Annotated in this window: 12 protein-coding genes; 9 read left to right on the plus strand and 3 right to left on the minus strand. The window is 70.9% G+C overall.

Features of this window, described 5'->3' with window-relative positions:
- Window positions 1–21 precede the first annotated feature (21 nt).
- Window positions 22–648, plus strand: coding sequence for a hypothetical protein (locus CP983_RS23850; protein WP_150501656.1), 627 nt, complete (start codon window positions 22–24; stop codon window positions 646–648).
- On the plus strand, window positions 645–1,196 hold the full coding sequence (locus tag CP983_RS23855; RefSeq protein WP_150501658.1) for a hypothetical protein: 552 nt from the start codon (window positions 645–647) through the stop codon (window positions 1,194–1,196). The genes CP983_RS23850 and CP983_RS23855 overlap by 4 nt, the downstream gene beginning before the upstream one ends.
- Before the next feature lie 46 nt (window positions 1,197–1,242).
- Here CP983_RS23855 and CP983_RS23860 read toward each other — a convergent pair whose 3' ends face one another.
- The gene (locus CP983_RS23860; RefSeq protein ID WP_150501660.1) at window positions 1,243–2,022 is read right to left on the minus strand and encodes a TetR/AcrR family transcriptional regulator; all 780 of its coding nucleotides are present in this window, start codon (window positions 2,020–2,022) and stop codon (window positions 1,243–1,245) included.
- Window positions 2,023–2,109: 87 nt separating this feature from the next.
- Between CP983_RS23860 and CP983_RS23865 the strand changes: the two genes are divergently transcribed.
- The 4 genes from CP983_RS23865 (at window position 2,110) to CP983_RS23880 (ending at window position 6,760) form a co-directional block, all read left to right on the plus strand.
- A complete protein-coding gene (locus CP983_RS23865; RefSeq protein ID WP_229914791.1) occupies window positions 2,110–3,156 on the plus strand; it encodes an ATP-binding cassette domain-containing protein in 1,047 nt (348 codons plus the stop codon).
- Window positions 3,153–3,974: an ABC transporter permease gene (locus tag CP983_RS23870; protein WP_107906028.1), complete on the plus strand. Its 822-nt coding sequence runs from the start codon at window positions 3,153–3,155 to the stop codon at window positions 3,972–3,974. Before CP983_RS23865 ends, CP983_RS23870 begins: the two co-directional genes overlap by 4 nt.
- Before the next feature lie 211 nt (window positions 3,975–4,185).
- Window positions 4,186–5,733, plus strand: coding sequence for a cellulase family glycosylhydrolase (locus CP983_RS23875; protein WP_150501662.1), 1,548 nt, complete (start codon window positions 4,186–4,188; stop codon window positions 5,731–5,733).
- Window positions 5,734–5,797: 64 nt separating this feature from the next.
- Window positions 5,798–6,760, plus strand: a complete 963-nt coding sequence (locus CP983_RS23880) for an RpnC/YadD family protein (RefSeq protein ID WP_150501664.1) — start codon at window positions 5,798–5,800, stop codon at window positions 6,758–6,760.
- Window positions 6,761–6,826: 66 nt separating this feature from the next.
- Here the strand turns inward: CP983_RS23880 and serC are convergent, their stop codons facing one another.
- Window positions 6,827–7,945 carry a phosphoserine transaminase gene (serC, locus tag CP983_RS23885; protein WP_107906026.1) on the minus strand — a complete coding sequence of 373 codons (1,119 nt, stop codon included), beginning with the start codon at window positions 7,943–7,945 and terminating at the stop codon, window positions 6,827–6,829.
- Between the two features lie 182 nt (window positions 7,946–8,127).
- Between serC and CP983_RS23890 the strand changes: the two genes are divergently transcribed.
- From CP983_RS23890 to CP983_RS23900, 3 genes are all read left to right on the plus strand, one after another.
- Window positions 8,128–11,040 carry an FAD-binding and (Fe-S)-binding domain-containing protein gene (locus tag CP983_RS23890; protein ID WP_150501666.1) on the plus strand — a complete coding sequence of 971 codons (2,913 nt, stop codon included), beginning with the start codon at window positions 8,128–8,130 and terminating at the stop codon, window positions 11,038–11,040.
- Between the two features lie 298 nt (window positions 11,041–11,338).
- The gene (locus CP983_RS23895) at window positions 11,339–12,463 is read left to right on the plus strand and encodes a lipid II:glycine glycyltransferase FemX (protein ID WP_150501668.1); all 1,125 of its coding nucleotides are present in this window, start codon (window positions 11,339–11,341) and stop codon (window positions 12,461–12,463) included.
- 143 nt (window positions 12,464–12,606) lie between these two features.
- The gene (locus CP983_RS23900; RefSeq protein ID WP_150501670.1) at window positions 12,607–13,548 is read left to right on the plus strand and encodes an EamA family transporter; all 942 of its coding nucleotides are present in this window, start codon (window positions 12,607–12,609) and stop codon (window positions 13,546–13,548) included.
- Between the two features lie 163 nt (window positions 13,549–13,711).
- Here the strand turns inward: CP983_RS23900 and CP983_RS23905 are convergent, their stop codons facing one another.
- A complete protein-coding gene (locus tag CP983_RS23905; RefSeq protein ID WP_229914790.1) occupies window positions 13,712–14,596 on the minus strand; it encodes a hypothetical protein in 885 nt (294 codons plus the stop codon).
- Window positions 14,597–14,691 lie beyond the last annotated feature (95 nt).

The raw sequence follows: 14,691 nt of genomic DNA on the forward strand, positions 1-14,691 counted from the left end.
CGAAGGAACTTCCCGCTCCCCATGGACAGTCCGCCCCCGGCCCCCGACGTCGCGCAGGTGCTCCGGCACAACCGCACGCTGGTGTACCGGCACTTGGCCACGCGCCTCGCACTGGCCGCCGCCCTGTTCGCCGTCCCGTTCGCCGCACACGGCGTCGGCTATGACGCCGCCCTCCCCGCGTTCGGCATCCCGGCCGCCTTCTTCGTGCTGATCTTCCTGTTGCTGCGGCTGCGCCACGGGTCGCGGATGAAGGTGTGCGCGAAGGTGCTGCACACCTACCCCCTGGAGTACCGCAACCGGGTCGTCCGCAAGGGCTCCCGGTGGATGTACCTCGGCACGGTGCACACCGTCCGGCTCACGGTGCGCGGGCAGCACGGCGCGCCTTCGCTGCGCGCGCTGAGCGCCTCGACGAGGCGCCGCTGGCCGAAGGAGGCCGAGCAGGGCGGCGCCTGGTTCGCCGGTGACCCGGCCTTCGGCGGCGTCATGGTCCTGCCGGAGAGCCATGACATGTTCTTCGTGCAGCCCGCCGACTGGCAGGAGTACGAGCAGGAGCGCGCCCTGGCCGAGCCGCGGCGCCGGGACCTTGCCGAACAGGCGGGAATCTCCGCCCTGTTGGAGAAGGAACCGAACATCATGGTGGGCGGATGAAGCGCGTCCTCGGGTGGGTGTGCGGTGTCGCCCTGGCCCTCGTGACCGGCCTGTGGTGGGTCACGGCGACCTCCGACCTCGCCCTGTCCGCCGGGCTGTACGGCACCCCCGGCACCTACAAGGTAGACAGCTGCTACGACGCCAACCCTTACGGGAAGAACTCCCGTTACGACTGCGACGGGGACTTCACCCCGGACGGCGGCACCGCCGGCGATGCCGACTCCGTGACCTTGAGGGACACCGGGCGCGACTACGCGGACGGAACCGAGTTCGACGCGCGGCACGGGGTTGCCTCCGAGACGGTCCAGCGGGTCGGGTTCTGGGGCGTCGTGGGCGAGCTCTGGCAGGTGGCGATCTGTGTGACCGTCCTCGCGATCCTCGGATACCAGGCGATCAAGCCACGTGGACAGGCCGCCCGCCGTGAAAGCCACCGCCGGGAGCCGTCGAGGCGCCAGACCGTGGCCGACCGGGTGGGGTACGCCGTCCTGGTCGCCGTCCCGGTGGGTCTCCTGAGCTGGATCGCCATGATTGCGGAACCGACGTCGTAGGGCCTGTCGGCAGGCCGCAGCTGTACGGCTGTGTCCCGTCAGCGGGCTACGCCTCGTCCGCGCGGCGCGCGACGAAGGTCTCCAGGCCGTCCAGGATGCGCTGCAGGCCGAACTCGAAGTGGTCGAAGTCGGGGCCCCAGGTGTTCTCGTCCAGGGACGCCATGAGGGGGAAGCGGCCGGAGGCCAGGACCTTCTCCAGCATCGGGGTCTGGGCCTCCCAGAACTCCGTGTCCGTCAGGCCCGTCCGGCGCTCCGCGTCCAGCTGGTACAGCTGGGTGCGCGCGGCCCCGACGACGTACCCGTCGATCATGATGATCGCCGAGACCAGCTCGGGGTCGGACAGCCCCATCGGCTTGATCCGGGTGAGCACCTTCTCCATGCCGTCGAGGGCGCTCGGGCCGAGGATCGGCCGGGACTGGTTGACCTGGAGCAGCCAGGGGTGGCGCTGGTACAGGGCGAGGGTCGCGCGCCCCATGGCCGCGAGCGCCGAACGCCAGCTGCCGTCGCCGAGGTCGGCCGGGTTCTCCGAGGGCCGCTGGACGCGGTCCAGCATCAGGTCGAGCAGCTCGGCCTTGCCGGGGAGATAGCGGTACAGCGACATCGTGCCGGTGCCCAGTTCGGCCGCGACCCGGCGCATCGACACCGACTCCAGCCCCTCGGCGTCCGCGACCCCGACGGCCGCCTCCACGATCTGGTCCAGCGTCAGCGTCGGCTTGGGCCCGCGGCTCGGCCGCCGGCCGGTGTCCCACAGCAGCTCCAACGTGCGGACGATGTCGCCGCTGCCGCTGGTCTCCGTACCGCTGGTGCCGCCCTTGCCGCTCGTCATGCACTTCAGCTTAAGTCCTCCGGGAAAAACTGGGTACGGTGTACGCGCAATCGGGTACGGTGTACTCAGTTACCGAAAGGGGGACCCATGGAGCACGGACACGACGACGGATACGCGGTACTCGCCGAGGGGTTGGAGAAGCGCTACGGCGACAAACGCGCCCTCGACGGCTTCGACCTGGCCGTCCGCGAGGGCACGGTGCACGGCCTGCTCGGCCCGAACGGCGCCGGCAAGACCACCGCCGTACGCATCCTGTCCACGCTGGTCAGGCTGGACGGGGGCCGGGCGAGCGTGGCCGGACTCGACGTGGCCCGGCAGTCGCGCGAGGTACGGGCACGCATCGGACTCACCGGGCAGTACGCCGCCGTGGACGAGGTGCTCACCGGCCGGCAGAACCTGGAGATGTTCGGCCGGCTCTTCCATCTGGGCGGCAGGCGGGCCAAGTTGCGCGCCACCGAGCTGCTGGACCAGTTCGACCTGACCGACGCCGCCGACAAGGGCGTCGGCGGCTACAGCGGCGGCATGCGGCGCCGCCTCGACCTCGCCGCCTCGATGATCCTCGCGCCGGCCGTGCTGTTCCTGGACGAGCCGACGACCGGGCTCGACCCGCGCAGCCGCGGTGAGGTCTGGGAGTCCGTACGGGCGTTGGTGGCGAGCGGCACGACCGTACTGCTGACCACGCAGTATCTGGAGGAGGCCGACAAGCTGGCCTCCCAGATCACCGTCATCGACCAGGGGCGGAGCATCGCCGACGACACCCCGGACGGGCTGAAGAACCTCGTCGGCGGCGACCGTATCGAGGTCGTGGTCGCGGAGCGGTCCGACATCCCGCGGGTGGCGAAGGTGGTCGCCCGGGTCTCGGACGGCGAACCCGAGTCGGAGGAGGGCGAGTTGCGGGTGCACGCGCCCGTCATCGACCGGGTGTCCGCCCTGACGGAGGTCGCCCGCACCCTCCAGGACGAGGGCGTCCAGGTCGAGGACATCGGGCTGCGCAGGCCGAGCCTCGACGACGTGTTCCTGCGGCTGACCGGGCACCGCGCCGAGAAGGCGGACGGGGCGGGGGAGTCGGGGAACGCCGGGAGTGCCGGCAAGGCCGAGCAGGCCGTCGACACCGAGAAGGGGGCCGTCGTATGACCGCCGTCGACCTGACCGTCCCGGCCACCCGCAGCCGTACGTACTGGGCGCTCGCCGATGTGTGGAACATCGTCCGGCGCGGCCTCACCCACTACCAGCGCCAGCCGGTCAACATCGCCTGGCAGCTTGGCTTCCCGATCCTGTCCGTCCTCCTCTACGGCTATGTCTTCGGCAGCGCGATGAAGGTGCCGGGCGGCGGGGACTACAAGGACTTCCTGATGCCGGGCATGTTCGTGATGACCATGGCCTTCGGCTTCATCAACACCGCGACGGTCGTCGTCTACGACTCGACCAAGGGCGTCATCGACCGCTTCCGCTCGATGCCGATGTCCTCGTCCGCGGTGGTCGCCGGGCGCGGGGTGACGGATCTGATCATCGCCTGCGCGGAGTTGGCGATCATGATGCTGACCGCCTTCGCGATGGGCTGGCGCCCGGACGGCGGATTCGGCTTCCTCGGCGCGTTCGGGCTGCTGCTGTGGCTGCGGTTCGCGCTGATCTGGATCGGGGTGTGGCTGGGCCTGCTGGTGCCGAACCCGGAGGCGGCGGGCGGACTGTTCGCCGTGGCCTTCCCGCTGACGATGATCTCCAGCATCTTCGTCGCGCCGCAGCTGATGCCGGACTGGCTGGGCTGGGTGGCGGCCTGGAACCCCATCTCGTCCACCGCCGCGGCCGCCCGCGACCTGTTCGGGACGCCGGTCGGGGGCGGGGACTCCTGGGTCGAGCAGCACGCGCTGCTGATGGCCGGGGTGTGGCCGGTGATCCTCACGGCGATCTTCCTGCCGCTGGCGGTACGGAGGTTCCAGAAGCTGAGCCGGTGACGGCCGGCGCATCGAGTGACGCGGAGGGCCGGTCGACGCGCCGAGTGGCGCGGAGGCCGGCCCGTCGTACGGAGGGGCAGGGGGCGGCCGCTGCATCAAGTGACGCCGGGGCTCTTGACGTGTTCATGCGACCTGACTTCCATGGGAGGTGCGGGATGTGGGAGCGCTCCCACTCGTTCCGGACCCGCGCCTCCCGAGAGGAAGCAGCGACATGTTCGGCAGCTTGCGAAGAGCGCTGTGTGCGGTGGCGGCGGGGATTCTGTTACCGCTGGCGGGGGCCGGTGTGCAGCCGGCAGGTGCGGCGGAGCCCGGCGCCGGCGGGCGGACGGTCCGTGCGGCGGAGGCCGGCGCCGGCTACTGGCACACCAGCGGCCGGCAGATCCTGGATGCCGCCGGGCAGCCGGTCCGGGTCGCCGGGATCAACTGGTTCGGCTTCGAGACCGGCAACAACGTCGTGCACGGCCTCTGGTCACGCGACTACAAGAGCATGATCGACCAGATGAGGTCGCTGGGCTACAACACGATCCGCATCCCCTTCAGCGACGACATCCTCAAGAGCTCCACCGTCCCGAACAGCATCGACTTCTCCGGCGGCAAGAACGCCGACCTCCAGGGGCTGGGCTCGCTCGGCGTCCTGGACAGGATCGTGGCGTACGCCGGCCAGAGCGGCCTGAAGGTCGTGCTCGACCGGCACCGCCCGGACGCGGGAGGCCAGTCGGCGCTCTGGTACACGGCCGCGGTGCCCGAGTCGACCTGGATCGCCAACCTCAAGGCGCTGGCGACGCGTTACAAGGGTCAGGACACCGTCGTAGGCATCGACCTGCACAACGAGCCGCACGATCCGGCCTGCTGGGGGTGCGGCGACACCGCGCGCGACTGGCGCCTGGCGGCCCAGCGGGCGGGCAACGCGGTGCTGTCCGTCAACCCCGACCTGCTGATCTTCGTGGAGGGCGTCCAGACCTTCAACGGTGTCTCCGGCTGGTGGGGCGGCAACCTCATGGGCGTCGCGCAGTACCCGGTGCAGCTGGACGTGCCGGGCCGGCTCGTGTACTCCGCCCACGACTACGCCACGAGCGTGGCCCAGCAGAGCTGGTTCAGCGACCCCACGTTCCCCGCCAACATGCCGGGGATCTGGGACAAGTACTGGGGCTACATCTTCAAGCAGAACATCGCCCCCGTGTGGGTCGGCGAGTTCGGTACGACGCTCCAGTCGACGACGGACCAGAAGTGGCTGGCGGCGCTGGTCGACTACCTGCGGCCGACGTCGACGTACGGCTCCGACTCCTTCCACTGGACCTTCTGGTCCTGGAATCCCAACTCCGGTGACACGGGCGGCATCCTCAAGGACGACTGGTCGACGGTGGACACCGCGAAGGACGGCTACCTGACGAGCATCAAGGCTCCGGGCTTCCCGACGGGCGGCGGAGGCGACCCGGACCCCGACCCCGGTCCCGGCACCGCGGCATGCGCCGCCACCTACACCGTCACCAGCGACTGGGGCGGCGGCTTCAACGCCGAGGTGAAGGTCACCAACACGGGCACCGCCCCGGTCAACTCCTGGAAGGTCACCTGGACCTGGCCCACCACCCGCCAGATCACGTCCATGTGGAACGCGACCCACACCCAGAGCGGCCAGACGGTGACAGCGACCAACGCCACCCACAACGGCACGATCGCGCCGAGCGGTTCAACGACCTTCGGCTTCGGCGGCACCCCGGGAGGCGGCCCGACACCCACGCTGACCTGCACCACAACATGAACGAAGGGCGCCCGGCCGTCGCCGGGCGCTTCGTTTGTCATAGGCCACCGGCATGTTCACTCGTATGGCTGAGGCCACCTCGAATGCCCGCGATTGGCGTGTCCGCTTGATTACTTTCCGATACATGGTCAGTTCACAGCATGACGCCGTACATCGGATCTTCCGACAGGAGCCGGATCTCTTAGCCCGCCTCGTGCCGGAGACAGGCGTCAAGTTCCCCGAGTACAGCTCGATCGAGCCGCTCGACACGGATCTCACCGAGCTCAGGCCCTTGGAGCGTCGGGTGGACAGCTTCTTCCGGGTCCGTACGGCCGACGACGAAGGCGGGTTTCTGCTCGCTGTCGAGTCGCAGACCAAGCCGGACCCGGACAAGCACAACAGCTGGACGTATTACCTGGCGCACATGTACGCCAAGTACCGGTTGCCACCGATTCTGGTGGTGGTGTGCCGGGACAAGAAGACGGCGGCGTGGGCGGAGGAACCCATCTGTATCGGCCGCCATTTCCACACGAGCATGAAGGTCTTTCCACTGGTCCTGGGGCCGAACGGCGTGCCTCCGGTCACCGACCCGGAGGAGGCCGCGAAGGACCTGGCCCTCACCACATTTTCTGTGCTTGTGAACGCCAAGGAGCCGGGCCTGCTTGCCATACTGGACGCGGTGGCGCCGGTGGTGGGGCCCAACGTGGACTGGGCGGAATTCATGGAGGCCGGTCTGGACGAAGGTCCGGCCCGCGATCACTGGAGGAAACTGATGGCCGTGTACACCCCGAACTTCCCCGGCTTCGGCAGCGTGATGGAGGAGGCGTGGATCCGAGTCCACTCCGACGGTGAGGCGAAGGGCAAGGCCGAGGGCAAGGCCGAGGGCAAGGCCGAGGACATCCTTCGGGCTCTTGAAGTGCGGGGTGTCGAGGTTTCCGAGTCCGTCCGGGAGCGGGTGATGGCCTGCGTCGACCTGGATCAGCTGGGGACTTGGTTCGACCGCTCCCTGACCGTGGAGACCGCCGAGGGACTGTTCGCCGAGGCGTAAGCGACCAAGCAAAAGGCGCCCGGCGGTGGATTGCCGGGCGCCCCTCGTGTGTCGTGGGAGAAGTGGTTACAGCTTCTCGATCACGTAGTCCACGCACTTCGTCAGTGCCTCGATGTCCGCCGGGTCGATCGCCGGGAACATCGCTACGCGGAGCTGGTTGCGGCCGAGCTTGCGGTAGGGCTCGGTGTCGACGATGCCGTTGGCGCGGAGGACCTTGGCGACGGCCGCCGCGTCGACCTCGTCGGTGAAGTCGATCGTGCCGATGACCGCCGAGCGCTTGGCCGGGTCCGTGACGAACGGGTTGGCGTACTTGATGTCCTCGGCCCAGCCGTACAGCGTGCGGGCGGAGGTGGCCGTGCGGCGCACCGCCCAGTCCAGGCCGCCCTGGCCGTTGATCCACTCCAGCTGCTGGTTCAGCAGGAAGAGGGTCGAGAGGGCCGGGGTGTTGTACGTCTGGTTCTTGCGGGAGTTGTCGATCGCCGTGGGCAGCGAGAAGAACTCCGGGATGTGGCGGCCGGACGCGTGGATGCGCTCGGCGCGCTCGATCGCGGCCGGGGAGAAGACGCCGATCCACAGGCCGCCGTCGGAGGCGAAGGACTTCTGCGGGGCGAAGTAGTAGACGTCCGTCTCGGAGACGTCGACCGGCAGGCCGCCGGCGCCCGAGGTGGCGTCGACCAGGACCAGCGCGCCCTCGTCGGCGCCGGCCACGCGCTTGATCGGCATGGCCACACCGGTGGACGTCTCGTTGTGGGTGAAGGCGTAGACGTCGACGCCGGCCTCGGCGACCGCCTCCGGGTGCGTGCCCGGGTCGCTGGTGATGACGTCGGGCTCGGCGAGCCACGGGGCGAGCTTGGCGGCCTTGGCGAACTTGGAGCTGAACTCACCGAAGGTGAGGTGCTGCGACTTGTTCTCGATCAGGCCGTGCGTCGCGATGTCCCAGAACGCGGTGGAGCCGCCGTTGCCGAGGATCACCTCGTAGCCGTCCGGCAGCTGGAACAGGTCGCGGATGCCCTCGCGCACCTGGCCGACCAGGTTCTTGACGGGTGCCTGGCGGTGGGAGGTACCGAGGAGGGAGGCTCCGGTCGCGGCCAGCGCGTCCAGCGCTTCCGTCCGCACCTTGGAGGGGCCCGCGCCGAAACGTCCGTCGGCGGGCTTGATGTCAGCGGGAATCTGGATCTCAGCCACGGGGTGAGGTTAGCCGTTCCGGGAAACCTGGGTGAAACCTCGTCCGTCGGGTGAGACGGCGTTTCGGTGGCCGTCACCCTGCGGGGCTGCCGCCCCCGGACCCCGCTCCCGCCCGGAACGTGCCTCGCCCTCGAACGCCGGACGGGCTGATCGATTACCGGCCGGGCTGATTGAGTGGACGTATGTCGGAACTTGAGGCAGAGCTGCGCAAGGCCGTCCGGGGTGAGGTCGGGTTCGACGTCACCTCTCGGGCGTTGACGACGATGGACGCCTCCAACTACCGGCGAGTGCCACTCGGTGTGGTCGCACCACATGACGCCGACGACGTCGCCGCCGTACTGGAGGTGTGTCGGGACCACATGGTGCCGGTGGTGGCACGGGGCGGCGGTACATCGATCGCCGGTCAGGCCACCGGCACCGGCATCGTCCTGGACTTCACCCGGCACATGAACGGACTCGTGTCCCTGGACCCGGACACCCGCACCGCCGTCGTCCAGCCCGGCCTCGTCCTCGACCGGCTCCAGGAGGCCGCCGCCCCGCACGGCCTCCGCTTCGGACCCGACCCCTCCACCCACAGCCGCTGCACCCTCGGCGGCATGATCGGCAACAACTCCTGCGGCTCGCACTCGGTGGCCTGGGGCACCACCGCCGACAGCGTGCGGGAGCTGGACGTCATCAGCGGGCGCGGGGAGCGGCTGCGGCTCGGACAGGACTGGGCCGGCGCGCCAGAGGGACTGCGGGAGGTGGTGGACGGGGAACTGGCCCGGCTGCGCACCGGCTTCCCCGAGCTTCCCCGCCGCATCTCCGGCTACGCGCTCGACGCGCTTCTGCCCGAGAACGGCGCCGACGTCGCCCGTTCCTTCTGCGGCAGCGAGGGCACCCTCGGCATCGTCACCGAGGCGGTCGTACGGCTCGTCGAGGCGCCACGCGCGCGTGCGCTCGCCGTGCTGGGGTACGGCGACGAGGGCGCCGCCGCCGAGGCGGCTGCCGGGCTGCTGCCGTACGGGCCGCTGACCGTGGAGGGCATGGCCGCCGACCTGGTGCCCTCGGCGCACGTGCTGCCCAGGGGCGGCGCCTGGCTGTTCGTCGAGACGGGCGGGGAGTCGCAGGACGAGGCACGCGCGCGTGCGGAGGCGATCGTGCGGGCCGCCGACGTCGTCGGATCGACGGTCGTCACCGACCCGGGCGGGCAGCGGGCCCTGTGGCGCATCCGGGAGGACGCCAGCGGCACGGCGACCCGGATGCCGGACGGTGGGGGCACCTCCCTGCTTGAGCGAAGCCGAAAGCTCGGGGGAGAGGCGTGGCCCGGCTGGGAGGACTGCGCGGTGCCGCCGCAGCGGCTCGGGGCGTACCTGCGGGACTTCCGCGCGCTGCTGACCGCGCACGGGCTGCGCGGGACGCCGTACGGGCACTTCGGGGACGGCTGCATCCACGTCCGTATCGACTTCGACCTGCTGACGGAGCCGGGCGTCGCCGCCTTCCGGCGGTTCTCGGAGGAGCTCGCCGAGGTCGTCGTGGCGCACGGCGGCTCGCTGTCCGGGGAGCACGGGGACGGGCAGGCGCGTGCCGAGTTGCTGCCGAAGATGTACGGCCACGACATGGTCCGGCTCTTCGAACGGGCCAAGGGGGTCTGGGACCCCGACGACCTGCTCAACCCCGGGATGCTGGTGCGCCCGGCTCCCCTCGACGCCGACCTCCGCTTCTCCGTCCTGCCCCGTGAGCCCGTGGACGTCGCCTTCGGCTACCCGGCCGACGGCGGCGACTTCTCGGCGGCCGTACGGCGCTGCGTCGGGGTCGCCAAGTGCCGTACGACATCGGCGGCCGGCCCGGCCGTCATGTGCCCGTCGTTCCGGGCGACCGGCGAGGAGGAGCACTCCACGCGCGGGCGTGCCCGGCTGCTGCACGAGATGCTCGCCGGGGAACTGGTGACCGACGGCTGGCGCTCGACCGAGGTGCGTGACGCCCTCGACCTGTGCCTGGCCTGCAAGGGCTGCCGGTCCGACTGCCCGGTCGAGGTCGACATGGCCACGTACAAGGCGGAGTTCCTGCACCACCACTACGAGGGCCGCAGGCGCCCGGCCGCGCACCACAGCATGGGCCGGCTGCCGCAGTGGCTGCGTCTCGTGGCACGCACGCGTACCGCTCCGCTGGTCAACGTGCTCGCCGCCGTCCCGCCCTTTGCGTGGGCGGCGAAGCGGCTCGGCGGGATCGCGCCGGAGCGGGACATCCCGCGGCTGGCGGCACGGACGTTCAGCCGCTGGTGGGAGCGGCGGGAGAAGGCCCCCGTCGGCACGGGCGGCGACCTCGTCCTCCTGTGGCCGGACACCTTCACCGAGCACCTGTCGCCGAACGTGGGGCAGGCGGCCGTACGGGTGCTGGAGGCGGCCGGGCTGCGGGTGGCGCTGCCGCCGACGGTGCGGTGGCGGACGCCGTCCGGGGGCGGGGAGGAGGTGACCGTGGCGATGGATCCGGTGTCGCTGCTGCGCGGCCGGGAGCGGGTGTGCTGCGGCCTGACGTACATCTCCACGGGGCAGCTCGACCGGGCCCGCGCGGTGTTGCGGCGCACGCTCGACCTGATGGAGCCGGTGCTGGGGACGGCCGCGCCGGTCGTGGTCCTGGAGCCGAGCTGCGCCGCGGCCCTGCGCTCGGACCTGCCGGAACTGCTGCACGACGATCCGCGGGCCCGTCGGCTGGCCGACCGTGTCCTGACCTTCGCGGAGGCGCTGGAGCGGCACGCACCCGACTGGACGCCGCCGCGCGTCGAGCGGCCTGTGGTCGGCCAGACCCACTGCCACCAGCACGCGGTGCTGGGTGACGCGCCCGATGGCCGTCTGCGCGAGGCGGCGGGTCTCGCCGGGGAGCTGAGCGGCGGCTGCTGCGGTCTCGCGGGCAACTTCGGCTTCGAGAAGGGGCACTACGAGGTGTCGGTGGCGTGCGCGGAGGAACAGGTGCTGCCGGCGGTGCGGGGAGCGGGGGAGGGGGCGGTGGTGCTGGCGGACGGGTACTCCTGCCGGACCCAGCTGGAGCAGTTGGCCGGGGTGCGGGGGCGGCATTTGGCGGAGGTGTTGGCGGAGGGGCTGGGGGCGTCCGGGTAGGTGGGGGACGCGGGTGGTGACGGCTCGTACCGGTCCGCGGGGGAGTGGGGGCTGGTCGCGCGGTTCCCCGCGCCCCCAGGGGGTTGCAGGGCCGTCGGCTGATTGTTCGGCCTGGCGGGGGCCGGCCGTGCGCGATTCCCCGCGCCCTGGGGGGTGTACGCCGATCGTGAGGGGGCGGGCGTACGAGGTGAGCTCGTGCGGGGGCCCGCATAGGCTGGATGATCACCAGCTTGTTCGACCTCTGAGGTCGCGGCCGTCGACCCCCCGGCCGCCTCGCCCGGCACCGACAGGAGCCCCCATGCCCCTCCTCCTCCGGCCCATCACCCGCGACGAGCATCTGGCCTTCGTCGCGGCCCGCCCGTCCGCGAGCCATATGCAGGTCCCGTCCTGGGGCGACGTGAAGCCGGACTGGAGAGCGGAGAGTGTGGGCTGGTTCGACGGGGAGGGGCGCATGGCGGGCGCGGGGCTGGTGCTCTACCGGCCGCTGCCGAAGCTGAAGCGCTACCTGGCGTATCTGCCCGAGGGCCCGCTGATCGACTGGCACGCGCCCGACCTCGTGGAGCGGTGGCTGGAGCCGATGCTCGCGTATCTCAAGGGCCAGGGCGCCTTCTCCGTGAAGATGGGCCCGCCCGTCGTCGCGCGGCGCTGGAACACCGAGGCCGTGAAGGCGGCCATCGCCGACCCGGCCGCCCGCCGGCTGCGGGACGCGGAGCCGACGTCGTACGAACCGGGCGCCCAGGACATCGCCGACCGGCTGCGGCGGTCCGGCTGGCGGCAGACCGAGCCGGGCGGCGAGGACGGCTTCGCCGCCGGGCAGCCGCGCTACGTCTGCCAGGTGCCGTTCGCCGGCCGGACGCCGGACGACATCCACCGCGGCCTCAACCAGCAGTGGCGGCGCAACATCAAGAAGGCCGAGAAGGCGGGCGTGAAGGTCGTGCAGGGCGGCTACGAGGACCTGCCCGTGTTCTACGACCTCTACGTCGAGACCGCCGAGCGCGACCGTTTCATCCCGCGCCCGCTGCCCTACTTCCAGCGCATGTTCACCGCCCTCACCGCCGAGCACCCCGACCGGATGCGGCTCTACCTCGCCCACCACGACGGCGACACCCTCGCCGCCGCCACGATGCTGACCGTCGGCGAGCACGTCTGGTACTCCTACGGCGCCTCCACCAGCCGCAAGCGCGAGGTCCAGCCCAACAACGCCATGCAGTGGCGAATGATGACCGACGCCCATGAACTCGGCGCCGCCGTCTACGACTTCCGAGGCATCACCGACACGCTGGAGGAGTCCAACCACCTGCTCGGCCTGCTGCGGTTCAAGGTGGGCGCCGGCGGTGAGGCGATCGAGTACCTGGGGGAGTGGGACTTCCCGCTCAACCGGATGCTGCACAAGGCGTTGGACCTGTACATGGCGCGCCGCTGATTCCCGGCCCCCCGGTCCAGCCGTCCAGCCGTCCACACTCTGGGACAGTGGCATAACGGGTTCACACACCTGACGGAGTCCACTACCCTGGACTCGGAAGTGCAGTGCGATGAACGAACCCGAGTCGAGCCCCTGGAACGCCCGTGAGTACCCCTGACGCCGCCACGCCCTCACCGACCCTCACCAGGGCCGTCCCTGAGCCGTCGGCCGGTGCCCCGCGTCGCTGGGGCTCGCTCGGTCCCGTGGGCCTGGTGCTGGCCGGCGGGATCTCGGTGCAGTTCGGCGGCGCCCTCGCGGTGAGCCTGATGCCGCGGGCCGGTGCGCTCGGTGTGGTGGCGCTGCGGCTGCTGGTCGCGGCGATCGTCCTGCTGGTGGTCTGCCGCCCCCGGCTGCGCGGTCACTCCCGCACCGACTGGAGCACGGTGATCGTCTTCGGCATCACCATGGCCGCGATGAACGGCCTCTTCTACCAGTCGGTCGCCCGCATCCCCCTGGGTCCCGCGGTCACCCTGGAGGTCCTCGGCCCGCTCGCCCTCTCCGTCCTGAGCTCGCGCCGCGCCGTCAACTTCGTCTGGGCCGGACTCGCGCTCGCCGGTGTCTTCCTCCTCGGCGGCGGAGGCTTCGGCAGCCTCGATCCCATAGGTGTCGTATTCGCCCTGGCTGCCGGCGCCATGTGGGCGGCCTACATAATCTTCAGCGCCCGCACGGGCCGACGCTTCCCCCAGGCCGACGGACTCGCCCTCGCGATGGCGGTGGGAGCCGTACTGTTCCTGCCCCTGGGCATCGCCGAGTCCGGTACGAAGCTCACCGACCCGGTGACCATCGGGCTGGGCGCGGCCGTGGCGATCCTCTCCTCGGTCCTGCCCTACACCCTCGAACTCCTCGCCCTGCGCCGCCTGCCCGCGGCGACCTTCGCCATCCTGATGAGCCTGGAACCGGCCGTCGCCGCCACCGCCGGCTTCCTCATCCTCGACCAGGCCCTCTCCGCGCTACAGGCCCTGGCCATCGCCCTGGTCATCGCGGCGAGCATGGGAGCGGTGCGGACCCAGGTGGGACGGGGGCGCGCGAAGACCGTGACCAGTTGAGGCGGCAGCGCTCCAGGGCACGGCACAGCGCCAGCGCTTCACGCGGTGGCGGAGGAGGACGACTTGCGAGTCGAAGGTGCGGGTCTCGACGAGAACACCACCTTCGGAACCGACAGCAAGACCGTCGGACGCTGTAGGACCCATAGCGACTCGCGGAGCCGATTCAGCGCATCAGCAGGTCCCGGACGGCCAGGCCGTACCGAGTGCGCAGGCGGCGCAGTTCCCACAGGCCCACCGCTGTGACGGAGACCGGGGCGCCCAGGATGAACACGTACCGGATCAGGGCCGGCACGCCCGGGTGGGCGCCGGTGAGCACGTCGATCAGCGCCATCTCCCACGCCAACGCCATGATCAGCAGCGGCGGCACCGTCTCGTGGATGTCCGCGGTGCGGAACACGTGCTGGACGGCGAGTCCCACGCCCCAGACGACGAAGGGCATCACCCAGAAGAGGATGAAGAGGGTGGCCACAAGCTGGATGATCTTCATCGCCGTCAGCGAGCCCTCCGCGAGAGGGCTGCCCTTGTAGAACCCCGAGAGCACGACGATCGGGAAGACGGAGGCCGCCGCCATCATGGCCACGATCGCGCCGAAGCACCGCCCGGCCCGGCGCAGCAGGTCCCGTCGCGCCGCCGGAGCGGCCAGGCCGTACAGGATGCCGACAATGACCGGGAGGGTCGCCGCCAGCGCCAGGGCACTGGTCCACGACTTGTCGACCTGCTCGCTCGCCGTATCGCTCAGCTTGGTGGAGAGCTTGTAGGTGTAGGACATCCACAGGAACGCGCCTACGCCGACCCAGGTCCTGATCTTCCGCATCCGGGCCACCTCCGGGTCCGAGACGATGCCCGGCCGTGACGGTGTGAAGACCCTGCGCGCGGTGTGGATGGGGCCGATCCGCCGCCGCAGCCGCGTGATCGGCCCGCCCGGCGGCGGCACCGGCGGCCCCGGGTAGGGCGGCTGGGGCTGGGGCGGCACGTAGGGCTGGGGCGGCTGCGGCGGGTAGGGCTGTGGCCCCTGGGGCGGCTGTCCGCCCGGGTTCCAGTTGCTCATCGTTCGTCCCCCGATATGCGAGTTGGCGCCGCGATGGGCGCGATCGCCGAGTGTATTGAGCACACAGCGTCCGCACAGCCCTCACCCCCGGTCGT

The sequence above is a fragment of the Streptomyces chartreusis genome, from assembly GCF_008704715.1.
Classification (GTDB): Bacteria; Actinomycetota; Actinomycetes; order Streptomycetales; family Streptomycetaceae; genus Streptomyces; species Streptomyces chartreusis.